We start from the raw sequence: 17,295 nt of genomic DNA, 5'->3' as shown, positions 1-17,295 counted from the left end.
AGTGAAGAAATTAAAAGTCATGACAGTTATTGGCACTAGACCTGAGATTATTAGACTGTCAGCTGTAATAAATAAATTGGAAGATTCTAATGCGATTGAACATACGCTTGTCCATACAGGCCAAAATTATGATTATGAACTAAATGAGGTTTTTTTTAATGACTTTAATCTGAAAAAGCCAGACTACTTTCTTAATGCGGCTACTGGAACTGCTGTAGAAACTATAGGAAATATCTTAATTAGAATTGACCCTATTATGGAAGAGATAAAGCCAGATGCTTTATTGATATTAGGAGATACCAATAGTTGTTTGTGCGCCATCGCAGCGAAGAGAAGGCATATTCCGATATTTCATATGGAAGCTGGAAATAGATGTTTTGATCAGCGAGTTCCGGAAGAAACGAATAGGAAAATTGTAGATCATGTCGCAGATATCAATTTGACCTATAGTGATATTGCAAGAGAGTATTTGTTAAGAGAAGGGCTACCTGCTGATCGCATCATAAAGACAGGAAGTCCAATGTTTGAAGTGCTTAAATCAAGGAAGGCTGAAATTGAAAAATCAGATATATTAGGGAAATTAGAACTTGAAGATGGAAAATATTTTGTTGTATCTGCCCATAGAGAAGAAAATATAAGTTCAGAAACAAACTTTTTAGATTTAGTTGATAGCTTAAATGCAATTGCAGATATATACAAATTACCCGTGATAGTAAGTACTCACCCTAGAACCAGAAGTATGATAAATGCTAAAGGAATTGAGTTTAATCCAATGGTGAGAACCTTGAAACCTTTAGGGTTTAACGACTATGTAAAGCTTCAAATTAATGCAAAAGCGGTCCTTAGTGATAGCGGAACAATTAGTGAGGAATCATCAATTTTGGGATTTAAAGCGCTAAATATTAGACAAGCTCATGAAAGACCGGAGGCAATGGAAGAGGCAGCGGTAATGATGGTTGGACTAAAAAAAGATAGAATACTACAGGGATTGGAAGTTTTAGAGAATCAAAGAGAAGATACGTTAAGGCGAGTAGCCGATTATAGTATGCCTAATGTATCGGATAAGGTGTTGCGGATACTATTGGCATATGTTGATTATGTAAACAGAGTGGTTTGGGAGAAAGATAAATAAAATATTGTTTTCTACTTAAAAGGAGAAATGACAGAGGATGCTGAGAAGTAAACATCAAAGACCAATTTCCAAGTAAAGCCTCATTGAATGGTACTATTGGAAACTATGGATGTCGAAACTTTTTAATAATTTAAGTTTAAGGATGAATAAAATGCGCGAAAATAAAGGTCTGAGCCAAAAACTTGCAGTCTTTGATTTGGATGGAACTCTTTACAAGTGCAACTCGCATATAGAACTCTTAAATCAAAGATATAGAGCGAGAATTTTTGACTCTATTTTTCTAAAGGCTTTTGGTAAAGTATACAGCAGAGGCTACATGAAATTATTACATTATTTTTATAATAGGGTACCGATAGGCTACATCAAAAAGTTTAATCCTGAATTTCGTGAAAGTGCATTGGAATTTTTGAAGGAAAAGAAAAGAGAGGGTTATTGTGTTGTAATTGTTTCTAATGCACCAAAGGAGTTAATAGAAGTAGCTGCAAAACGCTTAAAATTGAAGTGGTTGCGAGCAGAGATTGGTCAAAAGAACAAGGTTGTGTTAGAAAATTATTCTTTTGATAAACTCTTTGTATGTACAGATAATCTTAGTGATATAGATTTATTAGATATTGCACACGAAAGGGTAATCTATGCTACCAAAAGAAATATAAGCGTATTTAGTGATAGGTACCCTAATGCAACCATATTGTTGGAGGTTTAAAGGTGAAATACTTTCTGCCATTTGTTTATGGGTTCTCTACTAGAGCTAAAACAATAGTATATAAATTGTCTTTTTTTATTGTCGTTTTCCTACCAATTTTTTTTATTAGTGTATATGGAAATGGGGATTTTTTTTATACGTTTCCTCGTCTCATCATTGCATTTATAGCTTTGTACAGTGTATATGAAATTGGTTATATATTTAACGATACCCTTACAGTAAGATTTGAAAAAAAACCGACTTACCGATTAAATCAAACAGAAAGAAATAAAGTAGAGAGGTTATCAAATTTACTCATTTCTACGAGGATAATTGTTGTAATAGTATGTGCCATTTTACTAGACTATTTAGGTACAGAACATCTAATCTTATTTATAGCAATGCTTGGGTTGTTGGACATCTGCTATGCAGCTCATAATTACTTTAGAAATAGAATAAACATACTAACAATATTTCTAGTATTATTATTTAAATACACAACTGTATCTGTTTTATTTCTTAAAACAGAAGATTATTTAATATACTTAACTACACTAATTCTTATTGTACCAGTAGCAAGGACAATCGAATTTGCAGCTAAAAAAGAATATAATATTAAATTTCTGGAAAACTTTAATTACGATAGCTTTCGTGTGTGGTATTATTTAATCTTATCTGTTGTTTTTGTCGTACTAACAATTCTCGATAATAGGTTTATTCCTGCATTGATGTTATCAGTTTTTTTTCTAGTTTTTAGATCAAGTTCGATTATTATTTTAAAAACCAAAGATTTGGGTGGTAAAATAATGAAAATTAGAAAGAATGATAGTCAATAAGGATAAGAAATACACTGAATGAGGGATATAGCGTGAAGAAAAAAGTAACATTTATTATTACTGATATGAGCAGCGGTGGTGCTGAAAGGGTATTATCTATAATTGCCAATTATTTAGCACAAAGAACAAATATCGATGTGAAAATAGTTGCTATTCAGGATGACCTAGTAGACTATCCTCTCGATGAGAGAATAAATCATTTCTATCTTGAATGTAAAATGAAAAGTAAGCCATTAAGAATTATTGAGCGAGTCATTAAGTTAAGAAGAATAATTAAGGACTCAGATGTTGTAATCTCTTTTTTATGGTTTCTTAATATATATACAGTAATAGCCTCATTATTTCTTAACAAGAAGATTATTATTTCTGACAGAAGCGATCCCGCAAATGAGGTAAAGGGGATGTTTTCTATTGGAAGAATACTGAGGAATTTATTTTATAGACTTCCAGATAAAATTGTATTTCAAACTCTAGATGCAAGTAATTACTACCCAAATGCAATAAGGAAAAGTTCAACAATTATACCTAACCCCATATCCCCATACTTACCTCCTAGGTATTCCGGTGAAAGGAAGAAAGAAATTGTTGCCATGTGTAGATTGGCACCACAAAAAAATCTAACTATGATGATCGATTCCTTCGAAATGTTAGTCAAGGACCATCCAGAATACAGATTAATTATTTACGGCGAAGGTGAACAAAGACAAGAGTTGGAAAAATATATAGATCAATTGCGATTGAATGAAAAGATTGAACTGCCTGGCTTTAAGAATAATATACATGAAAAAATTATTGATAGTGCAATATTTGTTTCATCATCAAATTATGAAGGAATATCAAATTCAATGTTAGAGGCATTGGGAATGGGGATACCTTCAGTTGTAACCGATTGTCCAGTGGGTGGGGCAAGGATGTATATTACTACTAATGAAAATGGAATTTTAGTTCCGGTAGGAGATGCAAAAGCTATGTATAGAGGGATGAAAAAGATAGTTGAGGATAAAGACTTTTCTGAAAAAATGTCAAAGAAAGCAACTCTTATACGCAATGATCTTAGTGTAGATGTTATTTGTAAAAAATGGTTAGAACTAATCTAGTTTTTTAGCTACGTTCCCTAACGGAGGAATTGAAAAAAATGCTTGTGCATAAGGATGTCACTAAACATACAATAAATTTAGAGTCATTATCTAAGTTAGTACTCCTTTGTTATATTTGTACTTTGTATGCGTTTTATGAGATTAGAATATACGTTGAAGTTGCTTATTTACTTGTTTTTTTTCTATACCTTATCAATAGGAGAAATAACCAACTAACAATATATTTTGTTTGGAGTTTATTGTTCGTTGGAGTTTGTCTACTATCGAACTTGTGGACACTGGATCCAACCTCTTCATATAAAGGAACAAGGGCAGTATTAGAAGTAGTTATTATCGGCAACTTGTTAGTTATTTTTATTAATAGTAGAGAGAAGTTACATTATTTAATAAAGTGTTTTGTGATTGCTGGAGTAGTACTTGTTGCAAAATTATTAGTAACTACTCCTTTTGATGTTTGGGGAACTGAGCGTATCGGATCTTATCTATATAATGCAAATACAATGGGATTGTTTTTGTCAATTTCAGCAATAGCTGCAATGCAGATGAGTAACTTAAAGAATAAGAAAGTATATTATTTTTTAATCATTATTTTTTTTGTTTTTATTGCTTTCACAGGATCTAAAAAAGCATTTTTCTTATTTATCTTTGGGTTAGGATTGTTGTATTTATTAAATAAAAGAAATAAATCAAAAGTAGTATTTGCAATACCAATTTCTATTTTATTTGTTATAGTTGGCTATCAAATTATTATGAGTGTCCCTCAGTTTTATGCAGTACTTGGATCCAGGATTGAAGTCTTATTTAGTTTGTTCACAGGCGAAAATAATATTGATGCTAGTACAAGGGTAAGGATGGAACTAATAGACATTGGAATTCAGTTATTTAAACAAAAGCCATATCTTGGTTATGGTCTAGCATCATTCACTAATGTTTCCTATGCTGATGTATATTCTCATAATAACTACATTGAATTATTAGTTGGGGTTGGTGCAATTGGAACAATTATTTACTATAGTATTTATATTTATATAATATTTAAATTATATAAATATAGAGGAGAAACAATCGGCAATATTTTTTTAACTATAATATTTTTACTAATTTTTATGGAGTATGGACTGGTCTCCTATTTTGGTGAATTATATCAGATGATAATAGCCTCTTCTGTTGCAACTATAAAACTGATTTATGAAGAAAAACGAAAAACCCGATAGTAAATTAATTTCTGAAAAATTGCGAGAGGAGTCAATAGTTTGAGAAATTTATTGATTCTTGTGGACTACGACAATAAGTTCCTTATTTCACTTAATAATAAAAATAAATTTGTGACAATGGACATAGATAAACTTAAAAGATTATTTATATCTAAAGGTTATAATGTTAATGTAAAGCAGTTTTCAGAAATAGATTTTAATAATAGTTTTGCAGATCATTTTGTTATCTACCAGACGTCAGAAGATATAGGGCAGTTTTATAAAAAATATATTGAAGATATTATTTACTTATTACAGATGCTGGGAGCCATTGTGTTACCAGGATATCAGTACCTAAAAGCACATCATAACAAGGGTTTTATGGAACTACTTAGAAATACATTTTCTGATGTCTCTTTGAAATCAATATCGAGCAAATACTACGGTTCGACTTTTGAAGCTCTAAAGCATGATCATCTTAAATTGCCTGTTGTAATAAAACAAAATTCTGGTGCTGGCAGTGAAGGCGTATACTGCGCTAGGACAGAGAGTGACTATAGAAAGTATATTATGAAATCAAGTAAAACAATACTTGGAAGTAGCTATTATAATCTTTGTAGTGTTGCTTTAAAAAACAATATAAAGAAGGTTCTTGCAGTAATAGATCCCAAATATAAGAAAAGAGTCAAAAAGATTCAACGGCCTATAATTGTACAAAATTTTATTCAAGGTTTATCAGGAGATTACAAAGTACTATACTTTGGTGGAAAATACTACACTTTATATCGCCAAAACAGAGATAATGACTTTAGAGCTAGTGGAGGGGGACGATTGTATGAAGTGCCAGTGGAAGAAAACGCTCCACTTTTAGACTTCGCTAAAAAACTTGTCAATGAAATCGATTTCCCTATAATTGGGATGGATATAGGTTTTGATGGTGAATCATACCACTTAATAGAGTTTCAAATGATCCACCTAGGACCATACACATTACAAAGATCTAACTACTATTTTATTTGGGAAGATAATAAGTGGAAATGTGTTGAGAATAAATCAAATCTAGAAGAAGAGTTTGCAAGGAGTATTAGTGAGTACATTGCGAAAAAATTTCCCATAGACGAGAAATAATTACGGAGGTTACATGGCTAATTCGTTATTAATAGCAGGAGACCTAGTCCCAACTCAGTCAAATACCGATCTATTTAACAATGCGGACATCGTGAGGTTGCTTGGGGGTGAATTGTTCTCACTATGGAATTCAACTAACATGCGAATATTTAACTTAGAAGCACCTCTTGTTGATAAAGAAACCCCTATCCCTAAGTGTGGTCCCAACCTTAGTGCCCCAACAAGTACTATAAAAGGGATTAAAGCATTAGATCCTACACTACTTACTTTAGCTAATAATCATATCCTAGATCAGGGTAAAGGAGGGCTAAATTCAACTACAGGAATATTAAATAACTATGGAATTCAGTATGTTGGAGTTGGTAATAATTTATCTGAAGCTAGTACATCTTATACTCTAGAACAAGATGGCGTGAAAATCGGCATATATGCTTGTGCAGAACATGAATTTACTATAGCTACTGAGGATACTCCTGGCGCAAATCCATTCGACCCATTAGAAAGTCTTGATCATATACAAAATTTGAAAACGACTTGTGACTATGTAATCGTTTTGTATCACGGAGGCAATGAGCATTACCGATATCCCTCCCCTTACCTACAGAAGATCTGCAGAAAAATGGTCAGAAAGGGGGCAGATCTAGTCGTATGCCAGCATAGTCATTGTATTGGTGCGTATGAAAAATATGAAAAGTCTGTTATCGTTTATGGGCAAGGAAATTTCATATTCGATAGGTCTGAAAGTGAGCTCTGGAAGACAAGTTTACTAATAAAAGTAATCTTTGATAATGAGTTGCGTATAGAATATATTCCTATTGTAAAAAACGGGAATGTTGTGAATTTAGCTGATGAAAAAGAATCAGAAAATATATTAAAAGACTTTCATAAACGTTCACTTGAAATATTACAAGATGGATTCATTAACAGACGCTATAGTGAATATGCAAGTAATAATCATTTAATGTATTTGGGGCAATTTGTCGGATTTGGTAAATGGTTATCGAGAATTGATCGTTATTTATTAAAGGGGAAATTAGCAAAAAGTAGATATAATAAGAAGCAACTGCTAGCAATGCAAAATTTTATCGAATGTGAAGCTCATCGTGAATTATTGTTGAAGGGTTTGAAGGAGAAATTATGAGTGGAAGATGATAAGCAATTATATGGGAAAATTGCCAGTGCAGCTAAATGGTCATCAATTACTGAAATAATTGCAAAAATATTTGTACCTGTAACAAATATGATATTAGCAAGACTCTTGGTACCTGAAGCATTTGGTGTTATTGCAACTATAACAATGATCATCAGTTTTGTTGAAATGTTTGCAGATGCAGGATTTCAAAAATATTTAATTCAGCGTGAATTTAAAAGTGAAAATGATAAACATTTATATGCAAATGTTGCTTTCTGGACAAATTTTGTTATTTCACTTTTTTTATGGAGTATAATCTCCTTATTTAATGAACAAATTGCAACAATGGTGGGAAATCCCGGGCTCGGTGTGGTTGTTATAGTAGCATCAATTCAATTACCAATAACGGCTTTTTCTAGCATTCAAATGGCACTTTTTAGGCGCGATTTTGACTTTAAATCACTTTTTATTGTACGAATCATAGCAGTTATTATTCCTTTTATTGTAACAATACCGTTGGCTTTTTTGAATTTTGGATATTGGTCAGTAATTATAGGTGCGATTTGTATGCAACTTTTTAATGCGGTGATTCTTACAGTAAAATCAAAATGGAAGCCTAGGCTATTTTATAGTTTGCAGATATTAAGAGAAATGTTGTCATTTAGCGTGTGGTCGTTGGTGGAAAGTATCTCTATATGGCTCACAGCATGGGTAGATGCTTTTATTATTAGTTACTTTATGAATGAATATTACTTAGGAATATATAAGACATCTACAATTATGGTGAACTCTTTACTAGCATTAGTAACAGCTGCTACTGTACCAGTTCTTTTTTCAAGTTTATCACGGTTGCAAAATGATGATGAAAAATTCAAACAAGTTTTTTTAAAATTTCAAAGACTTGCTTCTATATTGATTTTCCCGATAGGCGTGGGTGTTTTTTTATATAGTGATTTAGCCACACAGTTACTTTTGGGGAGTCATTGGAAGGAAGCTAGTGGTGTTATAGGGATATGGGGTTTGACTAGCTCAATTATGATAGTTTTTGGCCATTATTGTAGTGAAGTATATCGAGCAAAGGGAAGGCCAAAGTTATCCTTTTTATCACAAGCATTACATCTAATAGTGCTCGTACCAACATGTGTAATAGCAGCAAAATACGGATTTTGGCCTTTAGTATTTGCGAGATCGTTGGTTAGAATACAATTTGTTATAGTGCATTTGTCAATTATGAAAATCAAAATAAAGATTTCTGTACTTAATACGTTTAGAAATGTACTACCAACTATGATTGCTACCATTGCTATGGGGCTATTCGGATATTTTTTGAAAACAGTAGTAAGTGAAAGTATATTATGGAGCATATTTTCTATTGTTTTATGTGTATGTTTATATCTGATTGTTTTATTCTTTTTTCCAACTTTGAGAATGGAATTGATGAGTTTAATTACAAAAGTATCGCCCAAAAAACTCTTTAAAAAGTAAACAGGCTTATGAAGGAAAGAAGCTTGAAATTTAATCATAATGGCAAAGTTTCAAATCAAATATTTGTATATTTTTTGCTAATGGAATTAGAATCATACTGTTTCTTTATAAAAAAACATGTTAAAAAGGCAGGCAATACTATGCACAAAATAACAGTAGCCGGTACCGGCTACGTCGGCCTAGTAGCTGGCGTATGCTTTGCCGAAATGGGCCACCAGGTGACTTGCGTCGACATTGATGAGAATAAAGTAGCCTTAATGAAGTCAGGTGTCACTCCAATTTACGAAGCTGGCTTACAAGAGTTGATGCAAAAGAATTATGCAGTAGGAAGAATTACGTATACTACAGATTACAAATCAGCATACAAAGATGCAGACGCTATCTTCATCGGTGTAGGCACACCTGAACAGCCGGATGGGTCTGCAAATCTTTCATACATAGCGAATGTCGCACGGCAAATTGCTGAAACGATAGAGAAGGACTGTCTTGTCATTGTGAAATCTACCGTGCCGATCGGTACGAATGATAAAGTCGAGCAGTTTATTCAAGATTTTCTAGTCCATGATGTGAAAGTAGAAGTAGCGTCAAATCCGGAGTTTTTATCCCAAGGTTCTGCGGTACATGATACGCTGCATGCAGAGAGGATTATTATAGGGACTGAAAGTAAGTGGGCAGAGGAATTGCTTAAGAAAATCTATAAGCCTTTTCATATACCGATCGTATCAGTGAACAGAAGATCCGCTGAGATGATTAAGTATGCCTCGAATGACTTTCTCGCCCTTAAAATTTCCTATATGAATGATATTGCTAATCTTTGTGAACTGGTCGGTGCGGACATTCAGGATGTTGCCAGAGGTATGAGTTTTGACGAACGTATTGGCGGTAAGTTTTTGAATGCCGGTATTGGTTTTGGCGGTTCCTGTTTCCCTAAAGATACTAAGGCGCTCGAGTATATCGCTAAACAGCATGGTTATGAGTTAAGGACGGTTAAATCTGCGATTGATGTTAATAAAGACCAAAAGACGATGCTATACAAGAAAGCCAGCAAAAGGCTGATCACGTTTAATGGTCTTAAAGTTGCGGTTTTGGGATTAACTTTTAAACCGGGGACAGACGATTTAAGGGAAGCGGCATCTTTAGAGAATGTCCCGTTACTTTTGGAACAAGGTGCAGATATTTTTGCTTACGATCCCGTCGGTGCCGCAAACTTTGCTAAAAACTTTCCTGAAGGTATAAGCGGTAGAGGAAGTATAAAATATGTTGAGCATATAGAGGATGCTCTAGAAGGAGCAAATGTCTGCTTTATCTTTACGGAATGGGGAGAAGTGAAGGCAGTGACTCCCGATATGTATAAGAAGCTGATGAGAACTCCTCTTATTTACGACGGAAGAAATATTTACGGTGTCGATGAAATGAGAGCAGCCGGGGTAGAGTATCACTCGATTGGACGGGAGCCTGCATTAAGAGAAGGTTTAAAGGAGTCGAAAAGCTTTGAATTACAAACCGTTAGATTCTAATAAGGTTTATCTTATTACCGGAGCGGCAGGATTTATAGGATATTTTTTATCGAGAAAACTATTGGAGCAGGGCTGTCAGGTAATCGGGGTAGATAATTTGAACGATTATTATGATGTGAACCTTAAATATGCTCGGTTGGAGCAACTAAAACCGTATGAGAAGTTTACCTTTATAAAAGGCGATATTTCAGACAAGACAATGATCACTAGAGTCTTTGAAGAGTACAAGCCCAATGTTGTGGTAAATCTGGCTGCTCAAGCCGGAGTACGGTATTCCATAGAAAATCCGGATGTGTATATTCAAAGTAATATTATTGGCTTCTTCAATATTCTTGAGGCTTGCAGACATCATCCGGTGGAACATTTAGTTTACGCATCATCCAGTTCTGTCTATGGATCGAATAAGAAAGTACCTTTTGAAGAGACGGATTTTGTGGATCATCCGGTTTCTCTATATGCTTCCACCAAGAAATCTAATGAGTTAATGGCTCATACGTACAGTCATCTTTATAACATACCAGCTACCGGACTTCGCTTTTTTACTGTTTATGGCCCCATGGGGCGACCGGATATGGCTTACTTTGGTTTTACCGATAAATATTTTGCCGGCGAGCCAATAAAGATATTTAATAACGGCGATTTCGAAAATGATCTCTACCGAGATTTTACCTATATAGATGATATTATTGAAGGAATTGAGCGAATTATAGGAAAGCCTCCTGCCGACTCTGTTCCTCATAGTGTTTATAATATTGGAAATAACAATCCGGAAAAATTAATGGTGTTTATTGAAACGTTAGAGCGGGTAATAAGTAATACGCTTGGTCAAAAAGTAGTATTCAAGAAAATCTTTGAACCTATTAAGCCTGGAGATGTTCCGGCGACCTACGCTTCTACTGATTTTCTGCAGCAAGCAGTTGGGTTTAAACCTGCAACGCTGATTGAGGAAGGTTTGCAGAAGTTTGCGAATTGGTATGTCAAGTATTACGGAGTCAAAGGCAAACATTAAGCATCTGAAAGGTATTAACTCTTATGATCCAACTCCAAAATATCACTAAACAAGTCCCCGATTCCAACGGCAATCTCGATGTTCTCAAAAGCATCGATTTATCCATTTCTTCCGGAGAGTTTCTCTCCATCATGGGTCCGTCGGGATCGGGGAAGTCGACGCTATTGAATATACTTGGTTTGCTGGATGAACCGACATCCGGCCAGTACTTGTTCGAGGGAACGGATGTTCGTAAACTAAGCGGACGTTCTCTGGCCCAGTTTCGGAACAGCAAGATCGGCTTCGTTTTTCAATCGTTCATGCTGATTCCTCGCCTTAGCGTAAGGGAGAATATTGAAGTCCCTATGCTCTATACAAGATGCGGACTCAAAGAGAGGAAACGCAGAGCGGAGAAAGCGCTTGAACAAGTCGGCCTCATCCATAAAGCCAAAGAACCGGTTATAAATCTTTCCGGCGGACAGAAACAAAAAGTCGCTATAGCTCGTTCTATAATTAATGAGCCGGATTTATTGCTGGCCGATGAGCCTAGCGGGAATTTGGACGCAGCCTCCAAAGAGGACATTCTCCGTATTTTTGAATCGTTAAACCAGATGGGCAAAACGATCGTGATGGTCACGCATGATCCGGAGGTCGCGCAAATCGGCAAACGCATCCTGACTTTAAAAAATGGAGAGTGGTCAGCAACCCCTGCCTTTGCCAAAACGGAGGTGACGGGTTGAGAGTAATTCGAACATTTGGCGTAGCTTTTCGGGGATTATGGAGTTATCCGGTACGCACCTGGCTCGCGTTATTGGGAATTACGATCAGTACGCTGCTAGTCGTTTTCCTGCTGGCTGTCCTGTTCAATTTCAAAAACAGCCTGGTCGGACAAATCCAAAATGTCGGCGTCCAACAAATTGTGGTGATGCCGGGAAAGCTTCTCAATAGCGGAAAGAACATAAGCGAAGTCAATCTGTCTAGTCTTCTTTCTTACACTTCCGTCACGAGTACCCTTACGTATCAGGATGCCATCGACGTCAAAGCCCAGATACCCGAAGTAGCCGGGGCGGCTCCGCAGCTTGAAACCGTCACGCGAATAGCGGGAGCAGGCAAAAGCGCCGAGGTTATGTACACAGGTACGATGCCTGATCTTGCGAATATGTATTCGCTCGAGCTCGAGGAAGGGCGATTTTTTACCGAAGAAGAGGCGGTTCAGGAAGAATCGGTTATTGTTTTGGGCCAAACGATCAAGCAGTTGTTATACGGGGAAAGTAGTGCGATCGGGAGTAAAGTGAAGATAAAAGGGATCGATTTTGAAGTCGTTGGCGTGTTGAAGGAGAAGCAGCTTATCGGTTTTACTTTTAACGAACGTGCGTATACCGGTTATCCGCTTGCCGCGAATACGGCAAATCTGCAAAACGCGTCGATGCTTTTTTTCGAAGCGCAATCACCCGAAGGGCTTGAGGCGGTAAGACAGGAAATAGCCAAGGTGATTACCAAAAATCACGGAGGCGTACAAGACTTCGGTTTGATGGCACCGGAAGGCGCCCTTCATGTGATTGATACAATTGGGAATCTGGTTACGGCTATTGCGCTGGGTATTACTGGCGTATCTTTCCTGGTCAGCGGACTGGGAATCATGAACGTGATGCTGCTTACGGTTAAGGAACGCACAAGGGAGATCGGCATTCGCAAGTCGGTCGGCGCCGAGTGGTGGGATATTTTGCTGCAGTTTCTTTTGGAAGCTGCGTACATCAGCGTTTTGGGCTGTGTGCTTGGACTAGCCGGCTCGTATGGATTGCTGCATCTGCTGCATTCATTTTTCCCTGTCCTTACCACATTATTCCCATTGCAATGGGTTGCCGGTTGTTTATTGTTCTGTGTTGCTTTAGGGTTGTTGTTCGGCATTATTCCTGCAGTGAAGGCTCTCCGAATTAAGCCGATCGATGCGCTGCGCTACGAGTGATTCATTTTGCAACAAATCACGCGCAAAGGGTAGGTGGAATCGAGTATGAGAAAAATGATTTTTAGCAGCGTAGTCCTTGCATTGAACGTATTGCTGTTTACTGGATGTTCTTCGTCTCCTTCTACTAAGGAGCCTACCCCTACTGTTTCTCTTGAGCCCTCCGCTTCTCCCCGGACTGAAGCCAATTCTTCGCCTGCACCTATCCCTTCGGGAAGCCCGTCGCCGGAAAACTCTCCTAGTCCTTCGTCTAATCCACCGGCAGATGACAAAGAGTCTAATAAAAATGGGAGTCAGCAGGGCGGCACATCACAACAAGGGGAAGGCAAGCAGCAGACGGAAGACGGGGATTCTAAGGGTTCGGAGCCAGCAAATAGCAATCAGCCTGAAAAGACACCTGCCGTGGCGGAGAAGGTTACAGTTGAGCAGATAAAAGGAAAATACGCAGCGCAGCTAACAGAGCTGGGGAACTTTTATAAATCGCAAATTCAGAGTATTTACAATGAAGCGGTCGGCGCTCAATCGAAAGAACAATCGAAGCGCGAGCTGTACGAAGCCTATTTAAAGAAGGCGGCGGCATTGGAAGAAGAGTCGCAGGCAAAGGTGAATCAGGCTCTTTCGCAAATGAAAGGAGCCTTAACGGAGAATAACCTCCCAACCGATAGCAAAAATGAACTGCGTTCCGCCTACTACGCTGAAGTGGCCAAGGCCAAAGAAAGCTTTACGGCGAAAGCGAAATCGGAGTTTGGGTTGAAATAAGGCTGGATTGAAAATAGATACACTGTATAGCTATGGGCGCTCAAGGAGGTACGACTGACATTGAAGAAAAGTCATAAAATATTGCTTTGGTCAGGCGGTATTGTAGTCGCAATTGCTACTACAGGCTATTTTGGGATGAACTATGCGGTTGATCGTGCGATGGATGCTTTTGTTGCATCAGCACTTCAAGCGGAGCTGGACTCCGCTGCAGGCTCGGTTTCTTCGCCGGCCGCATCGGATAAACCTAAATCTTCGCCTTCACCGGCAGCTGCAGATGGGGGCAAAGAACAAAAGTCGTTGAATCCGGCAAGCTCGGCGAACGATGTGCCTAAGGATCAGGGAGGCAATCAAACAGCAGGCAACGATGATAAAAAGACTGCCTCCGGACAGAAAGATACGCCGGGTACGACATATGACCCGTCAATTTCGGCAGAGCAAGCGAAGAAAGTCCAAGAAAGCATTACGGCAAAGGAAAAAGCGAGGGTTTCCGCCATACTGCTTAAGAAGCTGAGCGCCTCCGATATCTCCACTTTCATGAATATGTCTAAAGGGGGATTAACGAACGAGGAAAAGGAAGAAGCCAAAAAAATTGTCCTGCAAAAGCTCAGCGAGGACGAATACAACGAACTTATTGCCATTGCCGCAAAGTATGGGTTAAGTCAAGGAAAGAGTTATAAAGAAACATCAAAATAAATTATTTTTAATAGGAGGAGAACAAACAAGTGAAAAATGTACGTAACAGAACAAGAACATGGTTAGTTATTATGCTTGCGGTTATGATGAGCTTAACGGGAATAACGGCGTCAGCTCAGCAAATCCCAAAAGAAACGGAGGTATATTTCGTCCCACTGCAGTTTGTTTTTGACGGTAAGACCTTTGCCCCGCCTACTGATCAGAAGGGATTTATATATGAGGGCAGTACATATGTGCCGCTTCGTTTTGTCGCTTATGCTCTGAATAAGGATGTTCAGTGGGAGCAGTCGAGTTATACTGTGACGGTACAGGAGCCGGACAAGTTGGCGCAGATTGTGATTAAAGAATACAACATGAATCGCGAAGTGCGTGACCCGGAATCAAAGAAAGTGGATACGTCGGAAATTAAAGCTTCTATTATAGATGTCTATCAAGAGAAAGTAACTTATGTTTTTGATGAGGCCGAAAAAGAGCCGTCCGAGGAGCTGCCTGGCTTCATCTATCAAGATACGTTATACGTACCGCTCCGCTTCTTCTCTGAAGCGCTTAACCGGGTCATCGACTGGGATCAAGAAACCTATACGGTTTCCACGAGCACCAAGAAAGAGCCAAAGCCGGAAACGAAGCCTGACAAGAAGCCAGACAAAAAGCCGGAAGAAGGGAAAGAGACATCTACATCCAAACCTTCGGCGGCATCCCTTATTGAGGCAGCCAGGAGTCAGTTGTCCTCTATGGAGTCCAGCGCAACAGATTCATTCATGAGCTTGGCCATATCGTATTTATCCAGCAGTGATCCGAATGTTAGGGCAGGTATTAAAACGCAAGCGGAAAGCATGTTGGCACAGCTGGATTCTCAGGTTGCTTCGATTACAAGCAATTTGGAAGCTCAATTATCGGCGAATGGATACGATACAAGTGCTGTGGCTGCGATACGGCAGGAATATGCGGACAAAAAAGCGGCAGGCAGAGCTGCGTTAGAGCAAATGAGATAAATAAGCGAAATAGTAAAGAGCGTTCCGGAAAGGTTACCCTTTCTAGAACGCTCTTTCTATTGAATGAACTATTCGATAAATCCAGTGTTTGTCAGCAAACGTTTCAGCATGGTAGCGGATTGTGCACGAGTTGCATTCTCATTCGGAGCAATCGTCGTATCTGTCATACCGTCAACGATGCCGGCTTTAATAGCAGAAGCAATTTCGTTTTGAGCCCATACGATTTGGTCAGCATCCGTGAACTTCGAAAGCAGGGAAGCTTGCTCAGTTGCGGAAACCGTCGTATCTTGGCCTGCGAACTTCAGTGCGCGAACAACCATAGCGGCCAACTCTTCACGAGTAATTTGAGCATTCGGTTTGAAAGAACCGTCCTCATAGCCGTCTACGAGACCGGCAGCTTTAGCTGCACCTACAACGCCTGTGTACCATTCGTTACCCTTCACGTCCGTGAAGTAAGTAGCGCTTGTTGCAGTCGCTGTAAGACCCAAAGAACGAGTTACAAGAGCAGCGAATTCTGCACGAGTGATGTTACGGTCTGGTTCAAAGATATCAGCAGCTGTGCCTTCAACAATGAACTTGCTTGCAAGCAGCTCAATGTTGGCTTTAGCCCAGTGACCGGTGATGTCGCCGAACGAGTTGGAAGTTTCCACTACAACATAGATGCTGTTGCCTGTACGCATAAATTGAGCTTCTTTGCCGGAAACTTTACCAGGAACGAAAGTCAATTTACCAGTAGCAGGATCGAACATTGCAACTGTAGGTGTTTTAGTAGCTTCCTTGTTCAGAGGCATTTTACGCTTTACGTAAGTTTGACCGAAATCGTTGATTTCGATAGTCTTGCCGTCTTTCGTAATACCGACAAGAACGAATTCAACTGCATCGGACAAAGCTTCCGCTCCAGCCTCACTAACAGCATCAGCAACAGCTGTTGCATCATCGCCTGTTACCTTCTTGATCGTGAGTTTCAGCTCAGTAAGATCAGTCAGATCCAGAACGGAAAGCGGAAGCGCATAAGTACCGTTTTCGTTGACAACAGTGATTGTTGCTCCAGCTTTCGAAGCGGCGTCAACCAATGCAGCAACTGGAATTATGATGGTATCGCCAGTCAGCTTGATTGTAACATTCAAGTTAGACGCGAGAGCAGCTTTCAGCACATCAGCAGAGATTGTACCGTTGGAAGTCAGTTCTGTGGATGGGTTAGTAGTGCCACCACCGCCAGTACCGCCGCCACCGCCAGTACCACCACCACCGCTTGGGCATGAGCCTGCACAATAAGTTGCACCAGTTACATTGTTGTAAGTTGCTTTAAGGTTGAGATAGTCATAAACATTAGCTGTTACATTTCCGCTGAAAGTGTAGTACCAGTAAGTGGATCCTGATACCGAACCGAATCCATCATAAGCAGCCTTATCGAGAGATAGCAATTCCGTTCCATTCGGAGCGTAAACAGCTAGATTTACACTGCCGTAAGTACTGTCATACACATCGCTATAAACAGTTGCAGTAACGTTACCTGTGTTTTTGTCATACTGAAAGTCTTTTACCCATGTAGCGGCAAAAGCAAGAACTGGTGTCAGAATGGACATAATCAGCAATACGGCAAGTAATCCGGAAGTCTTCTTCACGGTATTAGATTTCAACATGGTTGAATTCCTCCTTTCTTTCGTACTTGTATTTGTATGGTTTGTTTTCTTTGTA

General features: G+C 38.5%; 16 protein-coding genes. 15 read left to right on the top strand and 1 reads right to left on the bottom strand.

The genetic code is table 11. The annotated features are described in order from the left end of the window. Nucleotide 1 precedes the first annotated feature (1 nt). The 15 genes from wecB (at nt 2) to DQG23_RS32430 (ending at nt 15,597) form a co-directional block, all read left to right on the top strand. Nucleotides 2-1,132, top strand: coding sequence for a non-hydrolyzing UDP-N-acetylglucosamine 2-epimerase (wecB, locus tag DQG23_RS32500; protein WP_113035202.1), 1,131 nt, complete (start codon nt 2-4; stop codon nt 1,130-1,132). 151 nt (nt 1,133-1,283) lie between these two features. After that, nucleotides 1,284-1,835 (top strand): HAD family hydrolase, encoded by a 552-nt coding sequence (locus DQG23_RS32495; protein WP_158560808.1) that lies wholly within the window; start codon nt 1,284-1,286, stop codon nt 1,833-1,835. 2 nt (nt 1,836-1,837) lie between these two features. Then, nucleotides 1,838-2,650, top strand: coding sequence for a hypothetical protein (locus tag DQG23_RS32490; protein WP_113035200.1), 813 nt, complete (start codon nt 1,838-1,840; stop codon nt 2,648-2,650). A 32-nt stretch (nt 2,651-2,682) separates the two neighbouring features. Beyond that, nucleotides 2,683-3,747 carry a glycosyltransferase gene (locus tag DQG23_RS32485; protein WP_113035199.1) on the top strand — a complete coding sequence of 355 codons (1,065 nt, stop codon included), beginning with the start codon at nt 2,683-2,685 and terminating at the stop codon, nt 3,745-3,747. Between the two features lie 38 nt (nt 3,748-3,785). Further along, nucleotides 3,786-4,961: an O-antigen ligase family protein gene (locus tag DQG23_RS32480; protein WP_113035198.1), complete on the top strand. Its 1,176-nt coding sequence runs from the start codon at nt 3,786-3,788 to the stop codon at nt 4,959-4,961. A 39-nt stretch (nt 4,962-5,000) separates the two neighbouring features. Then, the gene (locus DQG23_RS32475) at nt 5,001-6,068 is read left to right on the top strand and encodes an ATP-grasp domain-containing protein (RefSeq protein ID WP_113035197.1); all 1,068 of its coding nucleotides are present in this window, start codon (nt 5,001-5,003) and stop codon (nt 6,066-6,068) included. Between the two features lie 13 nt (nt 6,069-6,081). Further along, nucleotides 6,082-7,209, top strand: a complete 1,128-nt coding sequence (locus DQG23_RS32470; RefSeq protein WP_113035196.1) for a CapA family protein — start codon at nt 6,082-6,084, stop codon at nt 7,207-7,209. Continuing rightward, complete coding sequence (locus DQG23_RS32465) at nt 7,210-8,685, top strand: lipopolysaccharide biosynthesis protein (protein ID WP_113035195.1); 1,476 nt, start codon at nt 7,210-7,212, stop codon at nt 8,683-8,685. Between the two features lie 140 nt (nt 8,686-8,825). Then, the gene (locus tag DQG23_RS32460; RefSeq protein WP_113035244.1) at nt 8,826-10,202 is read left to right on the top strand and encodes a UDP-glucose dehydrogenase family protein; all 1,377 of its coding nucleotides are present in this window, start codon (nt 8,826-8,828) and stop codon (nt 10,200-10,202) included. Next, nucleotides 10,177-11,211 (top strand): SDR family NAD(P)-dependent oxidoreductase, encoded by a 1,035-nt coding sequence (locus DQG23_RS32455; RefSeq protein ID WP_113035194.1) that lies wholly within the window; start codon nt 10,177-10,179, stop codon nt 11,209-11,211. The genes DQG23_RS32460 and DQG23_RS32455 overlap by 26 nt, the downstream gene beginning before the upstream one ends. A gap of 23 nt (nt 11,212-11,234) precedes the next feature. Further along, a complete protein-coding gene (locus DQG23_RS32450; protein WP_113035193.1) occupies nt 11,235-11,930 on the top strand; it encodes an ABC transporter ATP-binding protein in 696 nt (231 codons plus the stop codon). Further along, nucleotides 11,927-13,156 (top strand): ABC transporter permease, encoded by a 1,230-nt coding sequence (locus DQG23_RS32445; RefSeq protein ID WP_158560807.1) that lies wholly within the window; start codon nt 11,927-11,929, stop codon nt 13,154-13,156. The genes DQG23_RS32450 and DQG23_RS32445 overlap by 4 nt, the downstream gene beginning before the upstream one ends. A 45-nt stretch (nt 13,157-13,201) precedes the next feature. Continuing rightward, the gene (locus tag DQG23_RS41940; protein ID WP_146762424.1) at nt 13,202-13,912 is read left to right on the top strand and encodes a hypothetical protein; all 711 of its coding nucleotides are present in this window, start codon (nt 13,202-13,204) and stop codon (nt 13,910-13,912) included. A 60-nt stretch (nt 13,913-13,972) separates the two neighbouring features. Continuing rightward, nucleotides 13,973-14,605, top strand: coding sequence for a hypothetical protein (locus DQG23_RS32435; protein ID WP_113035190.1), 633 nt, complete (start codon nt 13,973-13,975; stop codon nt 14,603-14,605). A gap of 29 nt (nt 14,606-14,634) precedes the next feature. Beyond that, on the top strand, nt 14,635-15,597 hold the full coding sequence (locus tag DQG23_RS32430) for a copper amine oxidase N-terminal domain-containing protein (RefSeq protein WP_113035189.1): 963 nt from the start codon (nt 14,635-14,637) through the stop codon (nt 15,595-15,597). A gap of 68 nt (nt 15,598-15,665) precedes the next feature. Here DQG23_RS32430 and DQG23_RS32425 read toward each other — a convergent pair whose 3' ends face one another. Then, entirely contained in the window at nt 15,666-17,240 is a 1,575-nt protein-coding gene (locus DQG23_RS32425) for an S-layer homology domain-containing protein (RefSeq protein WP_158560806.1), read from the bottom strand. Nucleotides 17,241-17,295: the final 55 nt, after the last annotated feature.

This window comes from Paenibacillus contaminans (genome assembly GCF_003285015.1).
Lineage (GTDB): Bacteria > Bacillota > Bacilli > Paenibacillales > NBRC-103111 > Paenibacillus_V > Paenibacillus_V contaminans.
This window is presented reverse-complemented; position numbering and strand designations above follow the sequence as displayed.